Here is a 21,729-nt window from a genome sequence, read left to right as displayed (position 1 = left end):
TGCGACGGGGGCAATGCCGATACCCCGAACGCCGCCGCGCGGGACCGACTTCCGAAGTCGAAGCCGGACTTCGGAAGTCAGGTTATTCGCCCGACGCCGGCTCAATCGCCCGTCAGCGGGTTCAGCCCCGGTACGGTCGCCGGCACGGTTTCCAGCCGCGTGCGGCCGGCCACGGCGACCTTCCCGTCGTCGATCTTGAACGTGTGAATCTGCGTCGTCGGCCGGAGCTGGTCCGCGTAGAACCGGAACAGCCCGACCGGGTTCCCGTCCCGCCGATACCACGTCACCTCGATGTTCGACTCGTGCGCCGCCTCGGACAGCGAGTCGAGCAGCGTCTGGCAGCCGATCGACAGGTTCCCGGCCTTCAGCCCGCACAGCTCGACGGCGATCACGTTCGTGTCGTTCTTCACCAGCCACGCCTTCATCTCGACCCAGAGCACGGTGCTCCAGAACCCGTCGCCGTACCGCAGGCCGAGCTTCACGCGGTCGCCGTCGATCACCACCCGCGGCGAGTGGAACCCCTTCGGCAGCAGGTTCGCGTAGGCCGTGCCGGGGGTCAGGTTCTCCTGGCAGAAGGCGTTCAGGTCGTCCCCGCGGAACGTGCCGGACCAGTCGGCCTTCGCGCGGATGTCGTTCTTCAAGTCCTGTACGCGGGTGAGCAGAGCGGACGCCCGCTCGCTGGTCTCCCACGCCGGGGATTCGGACAGGCGGAGGTAGAACTCCGGCTCCTGCTTGAGCACGCTGCCGAGCGCCCCGCCGACGACGCCGAACACGAGCGCGAGCAGGCCGACGGTCAACAGGATCGAACGCAGTCGTCGTCGCATGGGTGGTCCTCCGGCGGCCCTGCCGGATTTTCGGCCGGACGGTCATAACCCGACCCGGCGGTGTGGTCAACGTGAACCCTGACTTCCGAAGTCCGGCTTCGACTTCGGAAGTCGGTCCCGCGCGGCGGCGTTCGGGGTATCGGCATTCGCCCTCTCGACCGCATCGACTTCCGAAGTCGAAGCCGGACTTCGGAAGTCGGGCGTGCCGGTCGTGCCGGCTGCAATCGCGGCGCGATTGTGGCAAACGCGGCCGCCGTCGGGTACGTTGGAACTGTGACACCCCCCGGCCGATAATGGGCTGAACGCTCCGCGGAATGAGGGACATCATGGCCAGCCTGCGATCTGAGATTCGGCGTTTCGCGTCCGCGTCGGTCCTGTCGGCAGCCCTCGCCGGACCGGCACTCGCGCAACAACCGGCGGAGAAGGCGCAACTGACGCAGGCCCTCGCCGAGCAGAAGGCGGCGAACGAGGTGGACACGGCCATCGCCGACGCCGAGAAGTACGCGAAGGTGTCCACGACGAAGGCCGTCAACATCTTGAAGGCCGCGCAGACGAGCCTCGACATCTCTGTGGGGATCGGTTCGACGAAGCGGGACGAGTTGACGAAGAAGTTGGAGGCGAAACTGGCGGCCTACCAGCCAAAGGACGCGGGCACGCGGCCGAACGTCGATCCGAAGGCGGCGGAGGTGAAGAAGGGCGTCCGGCAGAAGTACGAGGACGACCTGACGGAGGCGAAGGAGGTCGCGGAGGGGCTGAAGAAATACGCGGACCTGAAGGACGCCGGGCGGAACGACGAGGCCCGCCGAACGATCGCCGGGCTGATGGTGAAGTACCCGCGGAACCCGTTCCTCGACGCGGCCGGGATGCAGAGCTACACGGCCGAGCAAATCCGGGCCGACGCGAACTTCACCAAGCGGTACGCCGACGCGATGCTGAAGAACTCGCGCGACGTGATCGCGTCCGCCACGCCCGCGACCGGCGACATCCAGTTCATGGACGCGGCCGAGTGGCGGAAGCTCTCCGAGTTCCGCAAGAAGCGGGACAAGCTGCAACTCTCCGAGAAGGAAGAGGGCATCCTCAAGTCGCTCGACACGGCGGTGAGCGTGAACTTCCAGGACCGGCCGTTCGAGGAGGCGCTGCAAGACCTGTCGAACAAGATGAACCAGGAAATCTTCATCGACAAGCAGTCGCTGAAGGACGCCGGCCTCGACCTGACGCGGGGGATCAGCTTCAAGGGGAACGTCAACGCGCGGACGGCGCTGCGGGCGATCTTGCAGAGCAACCAGCTCACGTTCATCGTGAAGGGGGAGATGATCCAGGTGGTGACGCTGGAGCGGGCCGAGCGGGAGCTGACGACGCGGTCGTACTACCTCGGCGACCTGGTGATGGGAACGGGGCCGTTCGGCAACGCGATCCAGTTCGGCCCGGTGGCGAGCTACCAGCAGGCGGTGCAGAACGCGGAGAACATCGTGAAGGCGATCAAGGACTCGATCGACCCGCGGGCGTGGAAGGACAACGGCGGGGCGTGCAGCGTGACGTTCCACATGGCGAGCCTGTCCGTGGTGGTGAAGGCGTCCACCGAGGTCCACGCGATGATGGGCAGCAGCCTGAGCGCCAGCCCGCCGAAGAAGTAGTCGGCCGATCAACGGCGAGCCGAGCGGCGTAAGCCGCCGGGTGAGTGGGCTGAACCCTTACCCGGCGGCTTACGCCGCTCGGCTCGCCGGTTTAGACGATTCCCAACATCCGCAACGTCACTGCCACGACTAGCCCCGCGATCAGCGGCGGGGCGACCCGCTTCACGATCTCGAACGGCTTCGCCCCGGTCAGCGTGCCGCACATCAGCACCACGGCCGCGACCGGCGACATCGTCCGCCCGGCCGCCGACGCCACGCACACCACCGCCCCCACCGCGTTCGGGTCTTGGCCGACCGCCTCCGCCGGGGCGTGGAAGAACTCGTACAGCCCCTTCGTGCTCGCGATCCCGGACCCGCTGACGAACCCGAACGCCGCCGGGACGACCGCCGCCAACGGCACGAGCATCCCCGGCAGCTCGGCGATGAGATGCCCGAGCGCCGCGGCCAGCCCGCAGAGCCGCAGCCCTTCCGCGAAGCACGCCCCGGTCACGATCAGGCTGATGACGTGTGTGAACCCGTACCCCGCCCCCTCGAAGAACGTCTTCGCCCCGTCCTTCACGTGCTTCGGCGAGACGACCAGCGCGAGCGCGACGCCGACGAGCATCGCCAGCCCGACGAGGCGGCTGCTGAACGATTCCTTCGTCGCCGCGATCCAGTGCTGCGGAACCTCGATCAGGTTCAGCGGCGGCCCGGTGCTGAACAAGAGCACCAGCGGCACGAGCGGGACGGCGGCCTTCAACAGGTTGACCGGCTCGGTCGGCGTCTCCGGCTGCGGCTCGGTCGTCGCTTCCCGCCGGTCGAGCCAGATCGTTTGCGCCCAGAACACGAGCGTCGCCACGGCCAGGTACGGCACGAGCAGCGGCGGGATGAACTCGCGGGACAGCCGCATTGTCTCGATCCCAGTTTTCGCGCGGATCGTCAGCAACTCCGGCGCGCCGGGATTGAGCAGTTCGCCCCCGACGGACGCACCGAGGCACAGGCACGAGGCGATCGTCACGGCCGAGAACCCGGCCGCACGCAGCAGCGGGATCACGACCGGCCCGACGCACACGGCCACGCTCGTCTGGCTGACGATCGGGATGTTCACCGTGAACGCCACGAGGATGACGCCGGGGATGAGCAGGAACCTCACCCGGCGGATCGGCTTCATCAAGAGGCGGACGAGGTGCTGGTCGCAGCCGGTTTGCCGGAGGACGAACCCGAACCCCATCGCGCAGCAGATCGGCACGACGAACTTCTCGCTGCTAAACGTTTCCAGGAACGTGCGGACGACCGGCGACGGGTCGCCGGCGAACGTGCCGAGCGTGAGGGCCGACACGCCCAGCACGAGACGCACGTCCCAGCCGCGGACGATGGCCGCGACCGCGAGGGCGATGACGAGGAGCGAAGCCCACTGGAGCGGTCCCATGCGTCGGCCCGTCGGAGGGTGGTAGTCTGTACCGGGATGATCGGTCGAATCGAAGGGCCGTATTTTCCGTTTCTCTCGGAGCGGCGTCCAACGGATTTTCCGCGATTGGCCTCAAGTGGCCCTGCGGGTTGCAGTATCCCCCGCAATAATCCGCGTAGAGTCGGGGGAACGAGCCATGTCGGACGAATCGAAACTCGGGTTGGTGGCCGGCGTGTTGGCCGTGGTCGGCGTCGCCGTGTTCAGCTTCCCGAAGGAGCCGCCGAAGGAACCGGTGAAGCCCGCGGTGACGGTGACCGCCCCAACGCCGCCGGCCGTGGTTCCGGGGAAGTAGATGGTTTCGGTCCTGGGACCGCGGGCGTCCCGCCCGCTCCGGCCCCAGCCGCTTAAGACGGGTCCTCGAATCGGGAAGGTGGGCGGGCGGGACGCCCGCGGTCCCAGGAGCCGACCTCTCCGGGCAAACCGTTCACACCGTTACCCACCGCGCCTCGCCGTTGCTCGCCAGGATCGCCTCGCAGATTCGCACCTCCCGATGGCCGTCCGCGAACGTCGCGTACAGCGGCCGATCCGACTTCCCGTTCGCGATGTCCGCGTACACCGCCCGGTAGAGTTGCTTGAACGTGTCCGGGAACCCCTCGGCGTGGCCACCGGGGTAGTTTGCGAACGGCCCGACGGCGGCCGCCATCAGCGCCGGGTCGCGAATCAGCGCCTCGTTCGGCTTCGCCCGGTGGCCGACGTGCAGCACGTTCGGGTCTTCCGAGTCCCACGCCAGCGCCGACTGAGAACCGGCCACGTCGAACCGCAGGCAGTTCTTCCGCCCGGCCGTCACCTGCGACACGGTCAGGCAACCCTTCGCCCCGCCGCGGAAGCGGAGCAGGATGCTGCCGTAATCCTCCGTGTCGATGGGGACCGGATCGCCGCCGGTCTTGGCGGCGTTCGTGAACGTCTCGCTCCCGCCGGTCGGCCGCTGCCGGATCGGGTGGACGGTCCGCAGGTCGGCGCACACGGCCTCGATTTCCAGCCCGGTGATGAAGCAGACCGTGTCGAGCCAGTGCGTGCCGATGTCCGCAACGGCCCGCAACGGCCCGCCGTGCTCGGCCTGCACCCGCCAGTTGAAGTCGTCCGGGAACAGTAGCCAATCTTGGAGGTAGCTGCCGGTGACGTGGAACACGTCGCCGACCTGCCCGGAGATGACCCGCTCGCGGGCTTCGAGGACCAGCGGGTAGAACCGCACGTTGTAGTTCACGGCCGTGACGACCGGCGACGCGGCCGCCAGCTTCACCAGTTCCGCCGTCTCCGATGAGGTCATCGCCAGCGGCTTCTCGCAGACGACGTGTTTGCCGGCCGCGATCGCCCGGCGGCACTGGTCGAAGTGCGCGAGGTTCGGCGACGCTAGGTGCACGACCTGCACGGCCGGGTCGGCGAGCAGTTCGTCGAAGGAGGCGTACCCCTTCTCCAGCCCCATCGCCATCGCCGCGGCCCTCGACTTCCCGTGCGACGACCCGAGGACGCCGACGACCGGGATGCCGAGCCGCCGCAGCGCCTCGACGTGAACCGGCCCGATGAACCCCGTGCCGACGACGGCCGCCCCGAACGACGCCATGAGAAACTCCCGAACTCTCATCGAACTTTCTGAACTCCCGGCCCCGCAGAGACGATACTATCAGGACAGACCACGTTCGAGGGGATACCATGCGCACCCGCTACCTGCTAGCCGCCGCCGTTGCCTGCCTTTCCGCGTCCGCCGGGTTCGCCCAGACCACGGGGGGGGGCGGCACGGGAACCGGGGGTAGCACGGGCGGCGGCATCTCCGGGCTGCAAACCGGGTCGGCCAGCTCGTTCGAGATTCAACAGATGCAGTCGGCCCCGCAGATCGCGAACGCGACCACATCCGGTTCGACGCTCAACTCGACGAACGCCTTCAGCCAGTTTTACGCGAACCCGTTCTACCAGGGCCGGGCCGGGGCCACCGGACAGGACGGCCCCGGCGGGTTCGGGTCCGCGCTGACCGGGACCGGCGGCGGCGGGACCGGCCGGGCGGTCGGCGCGTCCGGGCTGAACACGGGCCGGACGGGGGCGACCGGCACGGGCGGGACCGGCGGCGGGGCGACCGGTCGGACCGGCGGGAACACCAGCGTGACGGGCCTCGGCACGGGCGGGCGGGCCGGCGGGACGACGGGCTTCGGCGGAACGACCGGGCAGTTCGGTGGAACCACGGGCCAGTTCGGCGGTCGCACGGGGACGACCGGGCAGTTCGGCGGGCGGACGGGGCAGCTCGGCGGCCTCGGCGGCACGAACCAGCAGCAGGGGAACGCCGTCATCCCGCTGCCGCGGCCGGTCAGCTACACGATGACCGTGCGGATGCCGGTCCCGCAGATGAACACGCCGCAGGTGCAGGCCGACCTCCGCGGCATGATCGACCGGTCCAGCATGATCGCCAACCCCCGCGGCATCGCCCTGAGCATGGACGGCAACACCGTCGTCCTCCGCGGCACGGTGAAGGACCAGGAAGAGGCGCAAACCGTCGAGGGCATGGTCCGGCTGACCCCCGGCGTGCGGACGGTGAAGAACGAACTCAAGTATTGATCCGCTCCGCGACTCGCGAAGCCCGGCCGCGAACGGCCGGGCTTCGTTCGTTTTGCGTACAATGGCGGTATCACGACTTTCGCACCGAGGTCACACACGCGATGGGCGGCGTCAACCCCTACATCCAGGCGGCGAAGACCCAGAAACCGCAGCGGCCGTTCAAGGTCACGTTCCAGCTCGAGGAGACGGGCGAGAAGATCGACGTGCCGGTGAACCCGGCCGACATCCCGTTCGGCGACCACGGGTTGGAAGGCAGCCTGCTCGACATCGCGGAGGGGGCGGGGGTGGAGATCAACCACTCCTGCGGCGGCGTGTGCGCCTGCTCGACGTGCCACGTCTATGTGGCCCAGGGGTTGGAGACGTGTTCCGCGTCCACGGACGACGAGGAGGACATGCTGGACTCCGCCCCGGCGGTGACGCCGGAGTCGCGGCTGAGCTGCCAGTGCGTGCCGAACGGGACGAAGGACCTGCTGGTGATCGTCCCGAAGTGGAACCGCAACGCGGTGAAGGAAGGGCACCACTAGCCGACGGCGGCCCGTCCCGCGTACCCGACGGCCACCGTTCGCACGGCCCGCAGCGTCGCGTGCAACCGTTGGCAAAGCGTGTCGAGGTTCGAGAGCGACGTGGCGTTCGGGTCCACGGTCAACTCGCGGCCGAGCAGCATCCCGAACTGCCACGACCCGCCGTTCGTCGCCAGGCCGTATACCGGCACGTCCGGGGCCTGGTTCAGCCGCTGGGCCGCGAGCATCGCCGCCGAGCACTGGCCCCACGCCCGCTCGAAGTCGTCCAACTTCGCCTCCGCGACCAACAGGTACGGCACGTCCGGGATCGTTTGCCCGTACTCGGACACCTTACACACGAAGTAATCCGGCACGCCGGTCAGGTCGTCGTCGAACGTCAGCCCCTCGTGCGTGAACAGGGCGAGTTCGTCCGAGTACGGCTTCCACACTTCCCGCAAAATGGGAAACAGCAGTACCTCGCCCGCGCCGACTTCCGAGCGGCCGATCGGCAGCTTCCGCAGGTTGAACGCTAACTCCTCGCGGAAGTAGTCGCCGAACGGCGGGGCCGTCGGGTCCGGCGGCAGGACCGGCCCCTGGATGTACGTGAGCTTGTGCTTCTTGACTACGTCGTCCACACGCGCGTACGAAACGAACGGCATCGTGCGAACTCCGACGCGGTTTCGGATTCGGCCAACAAGGTGGGCAGGTGGTGCGACACGTCCTCGTCGAACAGGAGTTTCATGCCGGCCCCGCCAGCAGCCGCTCGCGGTCGGCCGCGAACGCCAGGCAGGCCCGGATGTGCTCGGCGGTCAACTGCGGAAAATCATGCAGAATCTCGTCCGGGGTCATACCCTCGGCTAGGTAGTCCAGCACGTCGTAAACCGCGATGCGCGTCCCGACGACACACGGCTTCCCGCCTCGGCGGACCGGATCGACGGTGATGAGGTCGTGGTAGTCCATGTGTGAATGATACCCGCTCACTCCACGAATTGCACGTCCACCGGGTTCGGGATCAGCCCCGCCCGGTGGCCTTCCGCGAGCAGCTTCCGCACCGCCTCCCGGCCGCGGGGGCCGTAGTCGAGCGTCCAGTCGTTGACGTACATCCCCACGAACTTGTCCGCCAACGTCGAATCCATGTCGCGGGCGTAGTTCAGCGCGTGGGCCAGCGCCTCCTTGCGGTGCTGGAGGCCGTACTGGATGCTCTCCTTCAGTAGCCGGCTCACCTCGCGGATGGTCGCGTCGCCGAGGTCGCGGCGGACGACGTTCCCCCCGAGCGGCAGCGGCAGCCCCGTCTTCTCCTGCCACCAGACGCCGAGGTCCACGACCAACTTCAGCCCCTGGTTCTGGAACGTGAGCTGCCCCTCGTGGATGATGAGGCCGGCGTCCGCCTTCCCGGCCGCGACGTGGTCCAGAATCTGGTCGAACGGCACGACCTCGTACTGAAGCTGCTTAGCCGCGCCCGACTTCAGGTCTTCGAGCAAGAGTTGCAGCGTCAGGAACGCCGTCGTCATCGTGCCGGGGACGGCGATCCTTGTCGTCGGCAGGTCGGCGAGCGTGAGCGGCTTCTTCGCCACCACCATCGGGCCGTACTTGTCGCCCATGCTGCACCCGCTCGGCAGCAGGGCGTACTTGTCCAGCAGGTACGCATAGGCGTGGATGCTCACGGCCGTGACTTCGAGTTCGCCCTTCAGCGCCCGGCGGTTCAGCGTCTCGATGTCTTGCAGTTCGTGGGTGAACCGGAAGTTTCCGGTCGGAACCTTGTCGTTCGCCAGGGCGTGGAACATGAACGCGTCGTCCGGGTCCGGGGAGTGGCCAACGCGGATGAGTTGGGTGGTCATCGGTGGTCCTTCAGGATTTCGGCCGGCGGGCCGGATTGCACGATCTCGCCGGCCTTCATCAGGTGAACGACGGTCGCCTGCTCGGCGAAGTCCATGTCGTGCGTCACCACGATCATCGTCTGCCCGTCGGCCGCCAGGTCCCGCATCACGGCCAGCACTTCCTTCGCCATCTGCGGGTCAAGGGCGCTGGTCGGCTCGTCGAACAGGATCGCTAACGGCCTAACCGCAAGTGTCCGGGCGATCGCAACACGCTGCTGTTGCCCGCCGGACAGGTTCGCCGGCCGCGCGTCGGCCTTCTCCTTCAGCCCGACGCGGTCGAGCAGCTTGCGGGCGACCGCTTCCGCCTCCGCCCGCCCTTGTTTCAGGACGTACAGCGGGCCGCTCATGACGTTCTCGAGGGCCGTCATGTGCGGGAACAGGTGGAACTGCTGGAACACCATCCCGACGACGCGGCGGAGCTTTTGGAGTTGTTTCGAGTCGTGCGCCGGGCCGCCGACGAGTTTCGTTCCGGCCACATCGATCTCGCCGGACTGGAACGTCTCCAGCCCGTTGATGCACCGCAAGAGCGTACTCTTCCCGCCGCCGGACGGCCCGACGAGGGCGGTGACTTCGCCCTTGTTGACGGCCAGCGACACACCGTTGAGGATGCGGGCCGGGCCGTGGAACTTCGTGACGTTGGTGACGGTAATCACGGGTGGCCGCCTTTCGCCCCGGCCAGCCGGCGTTCGAGGTGGCGGGCCACGACCGACAGCGGGTAGCTCATGAGGAGGTACAGCCCGGCCGTGAGGAACGCGAGTTCCACGATCAGCGTGCGGTTGAAGTTGAACAGCTCGTTGTACTTCCGGGTCAGTTCCACCACGAGGATGATCGAGCACGCCGACGTGTCCTTGAACAGCGCGATGAAGTCGTTCGTCACCGGCGGGATGACGATGCGGATCGCCTGCGGGACGACGACGTGCCAGATCGCCGCGAGCCGGGACATGCCGAGCGCCTGGGCCGCCTCCATCTGGCCGCGGGGAATCGCGAGCAGCCCGGCGCGGTAGTTCTCGGCCTCGTAGGCGGAGTAGTTGATCGCGAGGCCGAGGACGCCGGCGAACATCGGCGTGAGGTTTCGCGCGAGTACTTCGAGCGTCGAGACGCCGGACCGCAGCATCAGGTCCGGGATGAGGTAGTAGATGATGAACAATTGGAGAAGCAACGGCGTGCCGCGAATCACCTCCACGTAGACCGTGAACGGGACGCGGACCCAACCGGGGCCGTAGACGCGGCCGACGCCGACGATCAACCCGACGGCCATTGCGACCGGGAACGACAGAAACGACAGCTTGACCGTGACCCACGCCGCCTCGACGAGTTCGCGGGTCAACCGCGGGAGCGGGTTGGTGGCTTCCTTCTTCTCGTCGTTTTCCTCTTCTTGCGCCCCCTTGAATGGCGGCGGCCAGGGCTGCGTTTGCCAGTAGAGCAGCCGTTCCTGATCCTCGGTCCAGAGGCCGTACTTGTAGTAAATCTTCTGGAGCGTGCCGTCTTTGATCCCGTCCGAGATCGCGGCGTCGAGTTTCGCGACCAATTCCCCGTCGGTCTTCCGGCAGTAAAGGACGTAGAACCCCGGCCGCACGGGTTCGCCCACGGCCGCCAGTTCCGGGTACTCCTTCAGGAAGTGCGTCGCGGCCGGGCTGTCCTGCACGGTCGCGTCCAGCCGCTTGTCGTTGACGAGCTTGATGACGTTCGCCACGTCCGGGTTCGACTTCAGGTCGATGTCCGAGCCGAACGTCTTCTCCAGGTGTTGCTGGGCGACCGTGCCGCCGAGCACGCCGACGGTCTTTCGGTCTTCGCCCCGCTTGTACAGGTCGCTCCACCCGCGGACGGCGGCGTTGTCCTTCCGGGCCATCAGCACGACGCGGAAGACATAGTACGGCCGCGTCGCCGCGTACTTCCCGGCCAGGTCCTCTTGCAACTCGTACCCGTTCAGCACCACGTCGATGCCGCCCTCCACGTCCGGCGACTTGTCGAGCTGCTGCGGCAGGTTCGACCAGTCGCCGGCGACCATCTTCGGCTCGCGGTCGAGCTTCTTCGCCAGGTACGCGGCCAGTTCGACCTCGAACCCGACGTACTTGCCGTCCTCGTCCTGGTAGACGAACGGCGCGCCGCCGGTCGGGTCGGTCCCCCAGCGGAACGGTTTCTTGTCTTGTGCGAGCGCGGTCGCCGGTAGGAGTAGTAGGAACGCCAGCGCGAACTTGTTCAACGTGGGGAACCCTCGGCGCGAATGAAGAATCAATATCGGAACAATTCAAAATGCGAAATGAAAAATGCAAAATGGGTCACTTCTTCGGCCGGAACGCCTTCACCACGGCCTCGTTCGTGGTCAGGTACGAGCCGTCGATCAGGTCCACGCAGTAGGGGATCGCCGGCATCACCGCCGTCAGGCAGTCGCGGATCGCCGACGGCTTGCCGGGCAAGTTCACGATCAGCGACTTCCCGCGAATGCCGGCCGTCTGCCGCGACAGGATCGCCGTCGGCACGACCTTGAGCGACACCGCCCGCATCAGCTCGCCGAAGCCGGGCATCATCTTCTCGCACACCGCCTCGGTCGCCTCCGGCGTCACGTCCCGCCTCGCCGGGCCGGTCCCGCCGGTCGTCACCACCAGGCAGCAGCCTTCCGCGTCGCACAGCTCCTTCAGTGTCGATTCGATCAGCGGCCGCTCGTCCGGGATGACGCGGACCACCGGCTCCCACTCGCAACTCAGCACCTCTTTCAAGCACGCAACGATCGCCGGACCGCTCAGGTCTTCGTAGACCCCCTGGCTCGCGCGATCCGAAATCGTGAGGACGCCGACGCGAATCATGGTTCAAACTCGGAGCGCGGAATTCGGAACGCGGAGTGAAAACCGGAAACACGACCGCGGGGCGTATTCTATTCTTCATTCCGAGATCCGCGATCCGAACTCCGCGTTGCAAACATGATCTGGAACTTCCACTCGGCCGGGTCGCTCGTCTTCGGCCGGCAGTCGGTCCTGAAGCTCGGCGACATCGCGAAGTCGTGGAACTACAAACGAATCCTCGTCGTCACCGACGGGGTGCTCGTGAAAGCTGGCACGCTCGACCGCGTGACGGAGCCGCTGACGGCCGCCGGCGTCGAGGTCGAAGTCTTCGACGGCGGGCAACCGGAGCCGGCGCTGGAGGTCGTGAAGACGGCCGCGGCCGGGGCGCGACTCGTGCGGCCGGACGCCGTCCTCGGCCTCGGCGGCGGCAGCAACATGGACCTGGCGAAGCTCGTCGCCATCGTGCTGGCGCACGGCGGCGACCCGACCGAATACACCGGCGACTCCCGCGTCCCAGGTCCGGTAACGCCCATCATCTGTGTGCCGACGACGGCCGGGACCGGCAGCGAGGTTTCCGCCGCAGCCGTGTTCACGGACACCGCGAACCACATCAAGGTGAGCAGCCTCAGCCAGCACCTGCGGCCGAAGGTCGCGGTCGTGGACCCGCTGCTGACGGTGACGTGCCCGGCGAAGGTGACGGCCGACTCCGGCATCGACGCGCTCGTCCACGCCATCGAGGCGATCACGGCCGTCGATCAGGCCGAGTTCCTGACGCGGCCGGGCGGCCCGTCCGTCTATCAGGGCAAGAACCCGATGGCCGACCTCACGGCCGCGAAGTGCATCGAACTCGTCGGCCAGTTTTTAAAGCGGGCGGTGAAGGACGGCAACGACCTGGAGGCCCGCGACGGCATGGCCCTGGCCGCGACGTTCGGCGGGCTGGCGTTCTCGAACGCCGGCGTGGCGCTCGTCCACGCGATGGAGTACCCGGTCGGCGGGGCCGTCCACGTCTCGCACGGGGCCGGGAACGGGCTGCTTTTGCCGCACGTCATGCGGTTCAACCTGTCGGCGCGGATGGACGTGTTCGCTAAGCTGCCGTTCATCCTCGGCGAGTACCCGGCGTCCGCGGACAAGACGTTCCTGGCGAACTACGCGATCGAGGTCGTGGCGAAGCTGTGCGCCGACGTGGGCATCCCGCCCCGGCTCCGCGACCTCGGCGTGACGGCCGAGATGCTGCCGGGGTTCGCGGACAAGGCCGCCGCGATCTCGCGGCTGATGCGGGTGAACCCCCGGCTGCCGACGCGGGACGAAATCCTGGCCGTCTACCGGGCGGCGTACTGATGACGACCGACCCCGAACAACCCAAGACGCGGCCGTGGGTCGTGGTCGTCGGCGTCCTCGCCGTCGCCGCCGGCCTGGGGTGGAGCGTCTTGAAGGTCGCGGACGATCCCACGTCGCTGCCGATGAAGGACTTCGTCGAGTACTGGTCGGCGGCGAAGGCGAACCTCGCGGGCGGCAACCCTTACGACCCGGCCACGCTGAAGCCGTATCAGGAAGAGGCGCTGAAGGCCGAGGTCGAACACGTCACGATGATGTGGAACCCGCCGTGGGTGCTCGCCCTCGTCACGCCGCTCGGCGTCCTCCCGGCGGCCGTCGGCCACGTCCTGTTCCTGCTCGTGCAGCTCGCCGCGCTGCTCCTCGCCGGGACTTGGCTGTGGAAGGTGTACGCCGGGCCGCCGAAGCTCATCTGGGTCGCGTGGCTGGTCACGCTCGGCTTCGCGCCGTCGGTGTTCATCTTCTGGTGGGGGCAGATCGGCGGCCTCGTCCTGCTCGGCCTCGCCGGGTTTCTTTACTTCCATAAACAGGATCGCCCCATCCCCGCCGGGCTGTTCGTCGCGCTGACGGCGATCAAGCCGCACCTGCTGTTCGCCGTCGGCCTCGTGCTGATCCTCGATGCCGTTGTGTCGAAGCGAACCCGCATCGCTGTCGCTGTCGGGGCGGTCGCCCTCGCAGCGGCGGCTGTCGCGGCTTACCTGATGAACCCGGCCGTGTACGCGCACTACGCCGGGGCCGGGTGGGAGTCGCCGACCGGGCTGCACATCTCGCCAAAGAACTACGCCCAGCCGCTCGTCAGCTACTGGCTCCGCGAGTGGCTCGCGCCGGAGTCATTCCGCGTGCAGTTCGTCCCGATGCTGCTGACGGCCGCCGCCGTCGTCGCGTACTGGTGGGGGAAGCGGGCCGGTTGGAACTGGCCCGCCGAGGCTCCGGGGTTGATCTTCGCGTCCGTGCTGACGACGCCTTACGGCGCGTGGATTTTCGACCTCGTCGTCCTGCTCGTCCCGGTCATCGCTCGAACCGTCGAACTCGTCGAAGACCGCAGTTGGCGACGGCCGGTCTGGTTCGGCGGCCTCGTTCTGCTCACGCTCGCGGCCGTCTTCTCGCCGTGGGTCGTGCAACTCCTCACCGGCGTGTTCCACATGCCGATCCACTACTTCATCGGCGTGACGCCCGCCGTCCTGCTGCTGTGGCTGGCCGTGCGGCCCGCTTCACCGACGAAGGCGTAGCCGTAGGATAGCCTCTCGTCCGCTCCGCGAGAGACTGCTTCATGGCGACCCCCGAACCCCCGCGGCACCGCGTCGTCATCATCGGCGGCGGGTTCGCCGGCCTGTACTGCGCCCAGGGCCTCCGCCGCTCGCCGGTCGATGTCACGCTCGTGGACCGTCGCAACTTCCACCTCTTCCAGCCGCTCCTTTACCAGGTCGCGACCGGCGGGCTGTCCCCGGCGAACATCGCCGCCCCGCTCCGCGGCATCCTGAAGCGGCAGAAGAACGCCCGCGTCTGGCTCGGCGAGGTCGTCGGCTTCGACGGCCCGAAGAAGGAAGTCATTTTTAACGACGGCTCGCGGCTCGGGTACGACACGCTCGTCGTCGCGGCCGGCTCGACGCACCACTACTTCGGCAAGGACGCGGAGTGGGAGCCGATCGCGCCGGGGCTGAAGACCATCGAGGACGCAACCGAAATTCGGCGGAACGTCCTATCCGCGTTCGAGGCCGCGGAGCGGGAACCCGATCCCGTGAAGCGGAAGCAGTTGATGACGTTCGTGATCGTCGGCGGCGGGCCGACCGGCGTGGAGATGGCCGGGGCGATTGCGGAACTCGCGCACCTGACGATGAAGAACGACTTCCGCGCCATCGACCCGACGACCTGCCGGGTGCTGCTGGTCGAGGGGCAGCCGCGGGTGATTCCGACGTTCCACGAGAAACTGTCGCAGCGGGCGGCCGAGGCGCTCGGCAAGCTCGGCGTGGAGATTTGGCTCGACTGCCACGTCACGACGGTGACGCCGGATTTCGTGGAAATCAGCTTCGACAAGGGGAACGACGTTCGACGGGTGGACACGAGGACGGTCGTGTGGGCGGCCGGCGTGAAGGCGTCCGGGTTGGGGAAGAAGCTGGTGGACGCGCTCGGCGCGGCGGCGGCCGTGGACCGCGGCGGCCGGGTGAGCGTCGCCCCGGACTGCACGATCCCCGGCCACCCGGAGTGCTTCATCCTCGGCGACATGATGAGCCTGAAGGACGCGGCCGGCAAGCCACTGCCGGGCGTCGCGCCGGTGGCGATGCAGCAGGGCGACTACGCGGCCGACGTGATCGACCGCCGGGTGCGGGGCAAGACGCCGCGGGCGGCGTTCAGCTACTGGGACAAGGGGAGCATGGCGACCATCGGCCGGGCGCGGGCCGTTTTGGAGAGCGGCCGCATCCGGCTGAGCGGGTTCATCGCGTGGCTGGGGTGGCTGTTCGTCCACATCCTGTACCTGGCCCGGTTCGAGAACCGGTTCCTGGTGGTGTTCCAGTGGGTGTTCAACTACGTGACCCGCAACCGCGCGGCCCGGCTGATTACCGGGATGCCGGTGGAGAACCATCCAACAGTCAGAGGCTGACAGATAGCGGTGTGGCTCTGCCCACCGTGCGGGTTCGAGGCTTTGCGAGAACCCGCACCACCTGCCTCCCGCAGGGAACTGCCTGCGACGGGCGGAACGTCCTCGCGGGAGGAACGCCTTCCCGCCCGCGATAACCTCGCCGCGCGGGAAGTAACGTCCCGGACGCGGGAAGGCCCACGCGGTTTCTCGAAGACTCGAAACCGCCCCCCGGCAAGCCGGGGGCTATATGACGGAGAAATCCATGCGAATCCTCTCTCTGCTTCTCCTCCTCGCTGCCCCGTCGCTGGCCGACGAGCCGATCTTCGAGCCGAACGCGAAGCTCAAGGTCGAGGCCGCCAACGGGTCCGGCGGCGAAGGCCCGGCGTGGCATCCGACGCTCGGCGTCTTCTCCAGCGGCAACGGCCACGTCTACCGGCTCACGCCGGACGGCAAGTCGATGATCTTCCGCGAGAACGCCGGGACGAACGGCCTCCTCTGGGACCGCGAGGGCCGCCTCGTCGCGTGCGAGCCGAAGCTGAAACGCCTAACCCGCACCGACACCGACGGCAAAGTCACAGTCCTCACCGACAGCTTCAACGGGAGGAAGTACAACCACACGAACGACCTGACCATCGACTCGAAGGACCGCATCTACTTCTCCGACCCGCGGTACGGTCCCCGCGACGGGATGGAGCAGTTCGATGCCGCCGGCAAGACCGTCGAGGGCGTCTACCGACTCGACCCGGACGGCAAGGTGAGCCGCGTGATCGGCCGCGAGGTCGAGCGGGCCAACGGCGTCCTCGTGTCGGCGGACGACAAGTTCCTGTTCGTCGCGGACAACAACAACGGCGAGGGCGGCGCGCGGAAGCTCTGGCGGTTCGACCTGAAGCCGGACGGCACGGTGGACGCGAAGAGTCAGAAGCTGCTCTACGACTGGCAACAAGGCCGCGGCCCGGACGGGTTGAAGCAGGACGTGGACGGCCGCCTCTACGTCGCGGCCGGGCTGAACAAGCCGAACCCGCCGGCGGAACCGGCGACGGACATCAAGGGCGGCATCTACGTCCTCAGCCCGGAGGGGAAGTTGCTGGCGTTCCTGACCGTGCCGACGGACGAGGTGACGAACTGCGCGTTCGGCGGCGACGACAAGAAGACGCTCTACGTCACCGGCGGCGGCACGCTCTACAGCATCCGCACGACGACCGCCGGCCGACTGGTCTGGCCGAAATGAAGAATGGCCCGCAGATGACGCGGACTTCGACGCAGATGAAGAGGATAAGACCGAAAATCCATTCTTGGTTTTGATCCGGTTTTTCATCTGCGTCGAAGTCCGCGTCATCTGCGGGCCATTCATAGCTTGCTCACACTTCGGCCCATAGAATTCTCATGACCTCCCCGCGGCCGACGGCCGCCGTTTCCCCATTCCCACTTCGAGTGGTTCATTCATGACTCGCCGCTTTCTCGCGCTCGTCGCCGTAGTCGTTACCGCGGCCGGCAGCTCCGCCGCGTCGCCGGAGGCCGTCCTCGAACGGATGAAGAAGGACATCTTCTACCTCGCCGGGGAGGAGTGTAAGGGCCGCGGGACCGGCTCCCCCGGCATCGACAAGGCCGCCGACCACATCGCGAAGCTGTTCAAGGAAGCCGGCCTCGAACCCGGCACGAAGGACGGCTACTTCCAGCCGTTCACGTTCACCGGCCGCGCCCGCCTCGGCACGCCGAACACGGTCAAGCTCGCGGTCAAGGACAAGGACGCCGAGCTGAAGTTCAACGACGAGTTCACCGTCCTCGGCACGTCCGCCGCCGGGAAGGCGACCGCCGACCTCGTGTTCGTCGGGTACGGGCTGTCCGTGAACACGGACAAGGTGAAGTACGACGACTACGCCGGGTTGGACGTGAAGGGCAAGGTCGTCGTCGTCCTCCGCAAGACACCGAAGGCCGAGCAGAAGGACAGCCCGTTCGTCGGCGACCTGGAGGGCGTCGCGGCGCTGACGGCGAAGACCGAACTGGCCGAGAAGAAGGGCGCGGCCGGGATCGTGTTCGTCAACGACAAGACGTTCGGCAAGCCGACCGACACGCTCATGGACCTGCGGCGGTCCGGCGGCGCGACGGCCAAGTTCCCGGTCCTTCATGTGAAGCGGGCTGTTCTCGAAAAGCTGCTCGCGGCCCACGACAAGAAGCTCGACGACATCGAGACGGCCATCGACAAGGAGATGAAGCCGCAGTCGGTCGAGCTGAAGGGCTGCACCATCGCCACCGAGATCACGATCAACCGCGACCCGGTGGCGTGCAAGAACGTCGTCGGCATCCTTCCCGGCAACGGCCCGCTGGCGGACGAGACGATCGTCATCGGCGCGCACTACGACCACCTCGGGACGAGCGCCCAGGGCAGCCTCGGCGGGCAGGCGGCGGAGGGGCAAGTCCACTTCGGGGCGGACGACAACGCCTCCGGCACGACCGGCCTGCTGGAACTCGCCCGCCGGTTCGGCGAGATGAAGAACCGGTTCGGCCGGCGGATCGTGTTCGTCGCGTTCTCGGCCGAGGAGAAGGGGCTGTACGGGTCGCTGCACTACGTCAAGGAGCCGGTCGTCCCGCTGGAGAAGACGACGTTCATGCTGAACCTGGACATGATCGGCCGGGCGGCGGAGGTCGAGGAGGGGGGCAAGAAGCTGCACCGGCTGGTCGTCAGCGGGACCGGCACGAGCGACGGGTTCGACAAGCTGTGCGACGCGGTGAACGCCCGGGTCGGGCTGAAGTTGATGAAGACGCCGGCCGGCAGCGGGCCGAGCGACCACCAGTCGTTCTACCAGAAGAAGATCCCGGTCATCTTCGCCCACACCGGCACGCACAAGGACTACCACCGGCCGTCCGACACGCCGGACAAAATCAACCTCGTGGGGATGACGAAGATCGTCGACTTCGTCGAGCTGATCGCGGTCCACATGGCGACCGTCCCGGAGCGGCCGAACTACCTCGTCACGCAGGGGCGGTGGAGCGACCCGACGGACACCAGCTCGCGGGCGATGGCCCGGATGCCGCGGCTGGGCGTGATGCCCGGCAACTACGAGGAGGAGGGCAAGGGCGTGCTGGTCGAGGACGTGATCGCCGGCGGCGCGGCCGAGGCGGGTGGGATCAAGGCCGGGGACTTCATCGTCGACATCGCCGGGAAGCCGGTGAAGAACATCGACGACTACATGAAGGCCCTCGGGGCGCAGAAGGCCGGCGTCGAGATCGAGATCACGGTGACGCGGAAGAACGAGAAGAAGACGCTGAAGGTCACGCCGAAGCCGGGCGGGTGAATATTTCTTGGATTCGATAGAACGGCGGGGTTACCCTCGCCGTTCTTCATTTCTCGGGTTACACTCGTTCGGCACGCTCATTCATGAGGCCATCGCCATGCCGATCTCCGCGGAAGTTGCAACGCTGTTCGTCGATGAAATGGCAAACCGGGGAGTTCCGGTCACGCTGAATCAAGACGGAGATTACACGGTCGCATACGGGGACACGACGGCCACCATCAACCTTGAAAACCTGAGCCGGGATTTCGAGCGCGACCGCGATCCCGACCGGATCCGCACGTTTGTCGATTCCATCACCCGCGAACTCGACGACCCGGACTGGGCGACCGCGCGTCCCCGGATACGCTGGTCGGTCGAAGGCAGGGACATGAAACTGGATGACACCGTTCACGACATCGTTTCCGATCAAGTCGCCCTCGTGCTTGTCCTGGTTTCGCCCAGCGAGACGGAAATCCGTTGGATCACTCCTGCCTTGGCCGAGCGGTGGGGACAAACGAAAGAAATGCTCTTCGGTGCCGCCCGCGAGAATATGGAACGCCTCCTCTCGGCCGCGGATGTGCAGTCTGAGTCGATTGAGCAACACAAGCTCGGAATGCTCTCGACGGAATACACGGCATTCAAGGCTTCCCTCGTGTTTTGTCCGGGTTTGAAACGGCTCGCCGAACCCGTCCTCGGTTGGCCGTTGATGGCCGTGATGCCCTGCCGGGACTTTGTCTACCTCGTCGCGGAGAAGGATCGTGAGTTGGTGGGTCGCTTGGGGCCGACGGTTGTGCGCGAGTATTCGGAAAGTGGATACCCCCTTTGCACGGAAGTTTTCGAGATAACCGACGAGGGCGTTCGAGCCGTCGCGGAGTTTCAGAAAAGACCACCGGGGCCTCTCGAAGAACCAGACGGTTTGAAAACAATCAACTACCGCGGCGGGTTGGTGACGTTCCGAATCCCCGAGGACTGGGAAGAGGAGTACGAGGAGGAAGGCGGAGGTACGTTTTACCCGGATTACGACGACTCCGGAACGCTTCGCCTCAGTACGCTCGGATTGAAGTCACAAAAGCCGGTTACTATTCACACGATCCGCAAAGATGCCGAACGGCGTGCGGCCAAGGAAGGGGGCGCGCTGGCCGAACTGCCCGGCGGTAACTGGATGGTCACATACACGCACACGGCCGAAGAGGACGGGGACGAACTGACCATCAAGTATTGGGAAATCATGAACCCCGTGCCGCCGAATCACATGCGGATCGCGCTGTTTTCCTACACGGCCCTGAAAGACTTGCTCGACGATCCGGGGAGCGAAGTTTCCAACGACTACCGCATGCTGGAAGAGCTGATCCCGGCGTGTAAATTCGCTCGCGAGTTGGGCGAATAGATCACTTCCACAGCCCCACGATCGGCTCGCCCTCGGAGATGATCGCCGGGCGGTTCGTGCTGTCCTGGTAGTGGCCGCCGGGGTCGACCCCCAGCGCGTGGAACAGCGTCGCCGTCAGGTCGCACGGCGTCACCGGCCGGTCGCTCGGGTACGCCGCGATGCGGTCCGACGAGCCGTACACCGCCCCCGGCGTCACCCCGGCCCCGGCCAGGATCACCGAGTAGCACCCGGCCCAGTGCTTCCGGCCCGGCGTCGCCCCCGCGAACCGCGGCTCCAGCGCCACTTTCGGCGCGCGGCCGAACTCGCCCATCCCGACCACCAGCGTCGTGTCGAGCAGCCCCCGCTGGTGCAGGTCGTCCAGCAGCACGGAGAACGTCGCGTCCCACCGCGGCAGCAGGTGCGTCTTCATCGCGTCGAAGATGTCGTTGTGCGTGTCCCAGCCGTAGACCTCGGTGTCTTCCGGGTGCTTGTCCTGGCCGCGGATCGTGTAGTTGAAGAACGTCGTCACCCACGGGACGCCCGCCTCGACCAGCCGCCGGGCGAGCAGGCACGCCTGCCCCGGCCGGTGGCGGCCGTACCGGTCCCGCACCGCGGCCGGCTCCCGCGACAGGTCGAACACGCCGCGGGCCTTCGGCGACTTCAGCACGTCATACGCCTGGTTCACCAGCGTGCCGTGATCGACGGTCGATTCGTACCGGCCGGTGTCGAGGCCGCCGAGCAGCTGCCGCCGCGACTCGAACCGGTCGGCCGGCACGTCCGCGTTGTGGCCGAGTCCGCCGACGAGTTCCTCCTCGTCCGTCGGGTCGCCGACGGTGTACGGGTCGAACCCGCGGCCGAGGAACCCGCCGTTCAGCCCCGGCGCGTGCTTCTCCGGGACGAGCAGCGGGCCGTTGACGTGGATCGCCGTGTACGGGAACTTCGCGACCGGCCGCACCCGCTTCAGCACCGCCCCGAGCGACGGGTAGTCGCTGCCGGTCGGGTCCGGGTTGGACGACTTCCGCGGGTGGAACCGGCCGGTCAGCGACAGGTACACGGCCGACCCGTGGTCGAGGTCGTCGTGCGTGACCGACTTCACGACCGCGAACCGGTCCGCCAGCTTCGCGAGCCGCGGCAGGTGTTCGCAGAACCGCAGGCCGGGCACGGCCGTCGGGACGCTGCCGAACTCGCCGCGAATCTCCTCCGGGGCGTCCGGCTTCGGGTCGTAGGTCTCGAACTGGCTCTGCCCGCCGCTGGCGAAGACGATCAGCACCGACTTCGCGCGGCCGAACCCGGCGAGCGGCTTCGCGGCGCGGGCGGTGGACGACGCGAGCAGGGCGGGCAGCCCGATGCGGAGCACGTCCCGCCGCGTCAGCGGCGAGCCGAGCGGTCCGAGGGTGGCGGTCAATCGTGGCATGGTGACAGTGTAACCGACGAATGTGAGCCGAGAAAAGGGAATCGTTCTGCCGCGACCCGGAGACTTGGAGGGGAGCGCGGCGGCCCAGACTTCCGAAGTCCGGCTTCGACTTCGGAAGTCGATCCCGTACGGCGGCGCTCGTAGTGTCGGCAATCGCCCCT

At 67.3% G+C, this 21,729-nt stretch carries 20 protein-coding genes; 10 read left to right on the top strand and 10 right to left on the bottom strand.

The genetic code is table 11. The features are described from left to right. Positions 1 to 101 precede the first annotated feature (101 nt). Complete coding sequence (locus tag AC5JJ2_RS13175) at positions 102 to 824, bottom strand: hypothetical protein (protein ID WP_495858454.1); 723 nt, start codon at positions 822 to 824, stop codon at positions 102 to 104. A gap of 326 nt (positions 825 to 1,150) precedes the next feature. Here AC5JJ2_RS13175 and AC5JJ2_RS13170 point away from each other — a divergent pair, with 326 nt between their 5' ends. Further along, positions 1,151 to 2,458 (top strand): DUF4974 domain-containing protein, encoded by a 1,308-nt coding sequence (locus AC5JJ2_RS13170; RefSeq protein ID WP_495858453.1) that lies wholly within the window; start codon positions 1,151 to 1,153, stop codon positions 2,456 to 2,458. A gap of 91 nt (positions 2,459 to 2,549) precedes the next feature. Here AC5JJ2_RS13170 and dcuC read toward each other — a convergent pair whose 3' ends face one another. Beyond that, a complete protein-coding gene (gene dcuC / locus AC5JJ2_RS13165; protein WP_495858452.1) occupies positions 2,550 to 3,866 on the bottom strand; it encodes a C4-dicarboxylate transporter DcuC in 1,317 nt (438 codons plus the stop codon). 175 nt (positions 3,867 to 4,041) lie between these two features. Between dcuC and AC5JJ2_RS13160 the strand changes: the two genes are divergently transcribed. Further along, the gene (locus tag AC5JJ2_RS13160) at positions 4,042 to 4,197 is read left to right on the top strand and encodes a hypothetical protein (RefSeq protein WP_495858451.1); all 156 of its coding nucleotides are present in this window, start codon (positions 4,042 to 4,044) and stop codon (positions 4,195 to 4,197) included. Positions 4,198 to 4,329: 132 nt separating this feature from the next. On the opposite strand, the gene AC5JJ2_RS13155 is transcribed toward AC5JJ2_RS13160, so the two are convergent. Beyond that, on the bottom strand, positions 4,330 to 5,466 hold the full coding sequence (locus AC5JJ2_RS13155; protein WP_495858450.1) for a Gfo/Idh/MocA family protein: 1,137 nt from the start codon (positions 5,464 to 5,466) through the stop codon (positions 4,330 to 4,332). Between the two features lie 89 nt (positions 5,467 to 5,555). Here AC5JJ2_RS13155 and AC5JJ2_RS13150 point away from each other — a divergent pair, with 89 nt between their 5' ends. After that, complete coding sequence (locus AC5JJ2_RS13150; RefSeq protein ID WP_495858449.1) at positions 5,556 to 6,449, top strand: BON domain-containing protein; 894 nt, start codon at positions 5,556 to 5,558, stop codon at positions 6,447 to 6,449. Positions 6,450 to 6,550: 101 nt separating this feature from the next. Further along, positions 6,551 to 6,973, top strand: a complete 423-nt coding sequence (locus AC5JJ2_RS13145) for a 2Fe-2S iron-sulfur cluster-binding protein (protein ID WP_495858448.1) — start codon at positions 6,551 to 6,553, stop codon at positions 6,971 to 6,973. Here the strand turns inward: AC5JJ2_RS13145 and AC5JJ2_RS13140 are convergent. From AC5JJ2_RS13140 to mog, 6 genes are all read right to left on the bottom strand, one after another. Further along, positions 6,970 to 7,608, bottom strand: a complete 639-nt coding sequence (locus tag AC5JJ2_RS13140) for a hypothetical protein (protein ID WP_495858447.1) — start codon at positions 7,606 to 7,608, stop codon at positions 6,970 to 6,972. The genes AC5JJ2_RS13145 and AC5JJ2_RS13140 overlap by 4 nt on opposite strands. 79 nt (positions 7,609 to 7,687) lie before the next feature. Further along, positions 7,688 to 7,909 carry a DUF433 domain-containing protein gene (locus AC5JJ2_RS13135; RefSeq protein WP_495858446.1) on the bottom strand — a complete coding sequence of 74 codons (222 nt, stop codon included), beginning with the start codon at positions 7,907 to 7,909 and terminating at the stop codon, positions 7,688 to 7,690. A 17-nt stretch (positions 7,910 to 7,926) separates the two neighbouring features. Continuing rightward, entirely contained in the window at positions 7,927 to 8,787 is an 861-nt protein-coding gene (locus AC5JJ2_RS13130; protein WP_495858445.1) for a menaquinone biosynthesis family protein, read from the bottom strand. Continuing rightward, positions 8,784 to 9,479: an amino acid ABC transporter ATP-binding protein gene (locus AC5JJ2_RS13125; RefSeq protein ID WP_495858444.1), complete on the bottom strand. Its 696-nt coding sequence runs from the start codon at positions 9,477 to 9,479 to the stop codon at positions 8,784 to 8,786. Before AC5JJ2_RS13125 ends, AC5JJ2_RS13130 begins: the two co-directional genes overlap by 4 nt. Continuing rightward, positions 9,476 to 11,029: an ABC transporter permease subunit gene (locus AC5JJ2_RS13120; RefSeq protein ID WP_495858443.1), complete on the bottom strand. Its 1,554-nt coding sequence runs from the start codon at positions 11,027 to 11,029 to the stop codon at positions 9,476 to 9,478. Before AC5JJ2_RS13120 ends, AC5JJ2_RS13125 begins: the two co-directional genes overlap by 4 nt. Positions 11,030 to 11,105: 76 nt before the next feature. Next, the gene (mog, locus tag AC5JJ2_RS13115) at positions 11,106 to 11,630 is read right to left on the bottom strand and encodes a molybdopterin adenylyltransferase (RefSeq protein ID WP_495858442.1); all 525 of its coding nucleotides are present in this window, start codon (positions 11,628 to 11,630) and stop codon (positions 11,106 to 11,108) included. Between the two features lie 114 nt (positions 11,631 to 11,744). Between mog and AC5JJ2_RS13110 the strand changes: the two genes are divergently transcribed. From AC5JJ2_RS13110 to AC5JJ2_RS13085, 6 genes are all read left to right on the top strand, one after another. Next, positions 11,745 to 12,944 (top strand): iron-containing alcohol dehydrogenase, encoded by a 1,200-nt coding sequence (locus AC5JJ2_RS13110; RefSeq protein WP_495858441.1) that lies wholly within the window; start codon positions 11,745 to 11,747, stop codon positions 12,942 to 12,944. Next, on the top strand, positions 12,944 to 14,167 hold the full coding sequence (locus AC5JJ2_RS13105; RefSeq protein ID WP_495858440.1) for a glycosyltransferase 87 family protein: 1,224 nt from the start codon (positions 12,944 to 12,946) through the stop codon (positions 14,165 to 14,167). Before AC5JJ2_RS13110 ends, AC5JJ2_RS13105 begins: the two co-directional genes overlap by 1 nt. Positions 14,168 to 14,208: 41 nt before the next feature. Beyond that, positions 14,209 to 15,537 (top strand): NAD(P)/FAD-dependent oxidoreductase, encoded by a 1,329-nt coding sequence (locus tag AC5JJ2_RS13100; RefSeq protein ID WP_495858439.1) that lies wholly within the window; start codon positions 14,209 to 14,211, stop codon positions 15,535 to 15,537. A gap of 241 nt (positions 15,538 to 15,778) precedes the next feature. After that, the gene (locus AC5JJ2_RS13095) at positions 15,779 to 16,744 is read left to right on the top strand and encodes an SMP-30/gluconolactonase/LRE family protein (RefSeq protein WP_495858438.1); all 966 of its coding nucleotides are present in this window, start codon (positions 15,779 to 15,781) and stop codon (positions 16,742 to 16,744) included. Positions 16,745 to 16,958: 214 nt separating this feature from the next. After that, positions 16,959 to 18,809: a M28 family peptidase gene (locus AC5JJ2_RS13090; protein WP_495858437.1), complete on the top strand. Its 1,851-nt coding sequence runs from the start codon at positions 16,959 to 16,961 to the stop codon at positions 18,807 to 18,809. Positions 18,810 to 18,906: 97 nt separating this feature from the next. Continuing rightward, the gene (locus tag AC5JJ2_RS13085; protein WP_495858436.1) at positions 18,907 to 20,175 is read left to right on the top strand and encodes a DUF1444 domain-containing protein; all 1,269 of its coding nucleotides are present in this window, start codon (positions 18,907 to 18,909) and stop codon (positions 20,173 to 20,175) included. 1 nt (position 20,176) lies between these two features. Here AC5JJ2_RS13085 and AC5JJ2_RS13080 read toward each other — a convergent pair whose 3' ends face one another. Beyond that, positions 20,177 to 21,568: a DUF1501 domain-containing protein gene (locus AC5JJ2_RS13080; RefSeq protein WP_495858435.1), complete on the bottom strand. Its 1,392-nt coding sequence runs from the start codon at positions 21,566 to 21,568 to the stop codon at positions 20,177 to 20,179. Between the last annotated feature and the right edge of the window lie 161 nt (positions 21,569 to 21,729).

The sequence above is a fragment of the Limnoglobus sp. genome (assembly GCF_059499385.1).
The sequence above is the reverse complement of the archived record's forward strand: the minus strand, read 5'-3'. Positions and strand labels throughout refer to the sequence as shown.

What these genes read in the sequence shown, in the direction of transcription:
- AC5JJ2_RS13175 (WP_495858454.1), bottom strand. Translation starts at nt 824, where the DNA reads ATGCGACGACGACTGCGTTCGATCCTGTTGACCGTCGGCCTGCTCGCG.
- AC5JJ2_RS13170 (WP_495858453.1), top strand. Translation starts at nt 1,151, where the DNA reads ATGGCCAGCCTGCGATCTGAGATTCGGCGTTTCGCGTCCGCGTCGGTC.
- dcuC (WP_495858452.1), bottom strand. Translation starts at nt 3,866, where the DNA reads ATGGGACCGCTCCAGTGGGCTTCGCTCCTCGTCATCGCCCTCGCGGTC.
- AC5JJ2_RS13160 (WP_495858451.1), top strand. Translation starts at nt 4,042, where the DNA reads ATGTCGGACGAATCGAAACTCGGGTTGGTGGCCGGCGTGTTGGCCGTG.
- AC5JJ2_RS13155 (WP_495858450.1), bottom strand. Translation starts at nt 5,466, where the DNA reads ATGGCGTCGTTCGGGGCGGCCGTCGTCGGCACGGGGTTCATCGGGCCG.
- AC5JJ2_RS13150 (WP_495858449.1), top strand. Translation starts at nt 5,556, where the DNA reads ATGCGCACCCGCTACCTGCTAGCCGCCGCCGTTGCCTGCCTTTCCGCG.
- AC5JJ2_RS13145 (WP_495858448.1), top strand. Translation starts at nt 6,551, where the DNA reads ATGGGCGGCGTCAACCCCTACATCCAGGCGGCGAAGACCCAGAAACCG.
- AC5JJ2_RS13140 (WP_495858447.1), bottom strand. Translation starts at nt 7,608, where the DNA reads ATGCCGTTCGTTTCGTACGCGCGTGTGGACGACGTAGTCAAGAAGCAC.
- AC5JJ2_RS13135 (WP_495858446.1), bottom strand. Translation starts at nt 7,909, where the DNA reads ATGGACTACCACGACCTCATCACCGTCGATCCGGTCCGCCGAGGCGGG.
- AC5JJ2_RS13130 (WP_495858445.1), bottom strand. Translation starts at nt 8,787, where the DNA reads ATGACCACCCAACTCATCCGCGTTGGCCACTCCCCGGACCCGGACGAC.
- mog (WP_495858442.1), bottom strand. Translation starts at nt 11,630, where the DNA reads ATGATTCGCGTCGGCGTCCTCACGATTTCGGATCGCGCGAGCCAGGGG.
- AC5JJ2_RS13110 (WP_495858441.1), top strand. Translation starts at nt 11,745, where the DNA reads ATGATCTGGAACTTCCACTCGGCCGGGTCGCTCGTCTTCGGCCGGCAG.
- AC5JJ2_RS13105 (WP_495858440.1), top strand. Translation starts at nt 12,944, where the DNA reads ATGACGACCGACCCCGAACAACCCAAGACGCGGCCGTGGGTCGTGGTC.
- AC5JJ2_RS13100 (WP_495858439.1), top strand. Translation starts at nt 14,209, where the DNA reads ATGGCGACCCCCGAACCCCCGCGGCACCGCGTCGTCATCATCGGCGGC.
- AC5JJ2_RS13095 (WP_495858438.1), top strand. Translation starts at nt 15,779, where the DNA reads ATGCGAATCCTCTCTCTGCTTCTCCTCCTCGCTGCCCCGTCGCTGGCC.
- AC5JJ2_RS13090 (WP_495858437.1), top strand. Translation starts at nt 16,959, where the DNA reads ATGACTCGCCGCTTTCTCGCGCTCGTCGCCGTAGTCGTTACCGCGGCC.
- AC5JJ2_RS13085 (WP_495858436.1), top strand. Translation starts at nt 18,907, where the DNA reads ATGCCGATCTCCGCGGAAGTTGCAACGCTGTTCGTCGATGAAATGGCA.
- AC5JJ2_RS13080 (WP_495858435.1), bottom strand. Translation starts at nt 21,568, where the DNA reads ATGCCACGATTGACCGCCACCCTCGGACCGCTCGGCTCGCCGCTGACG.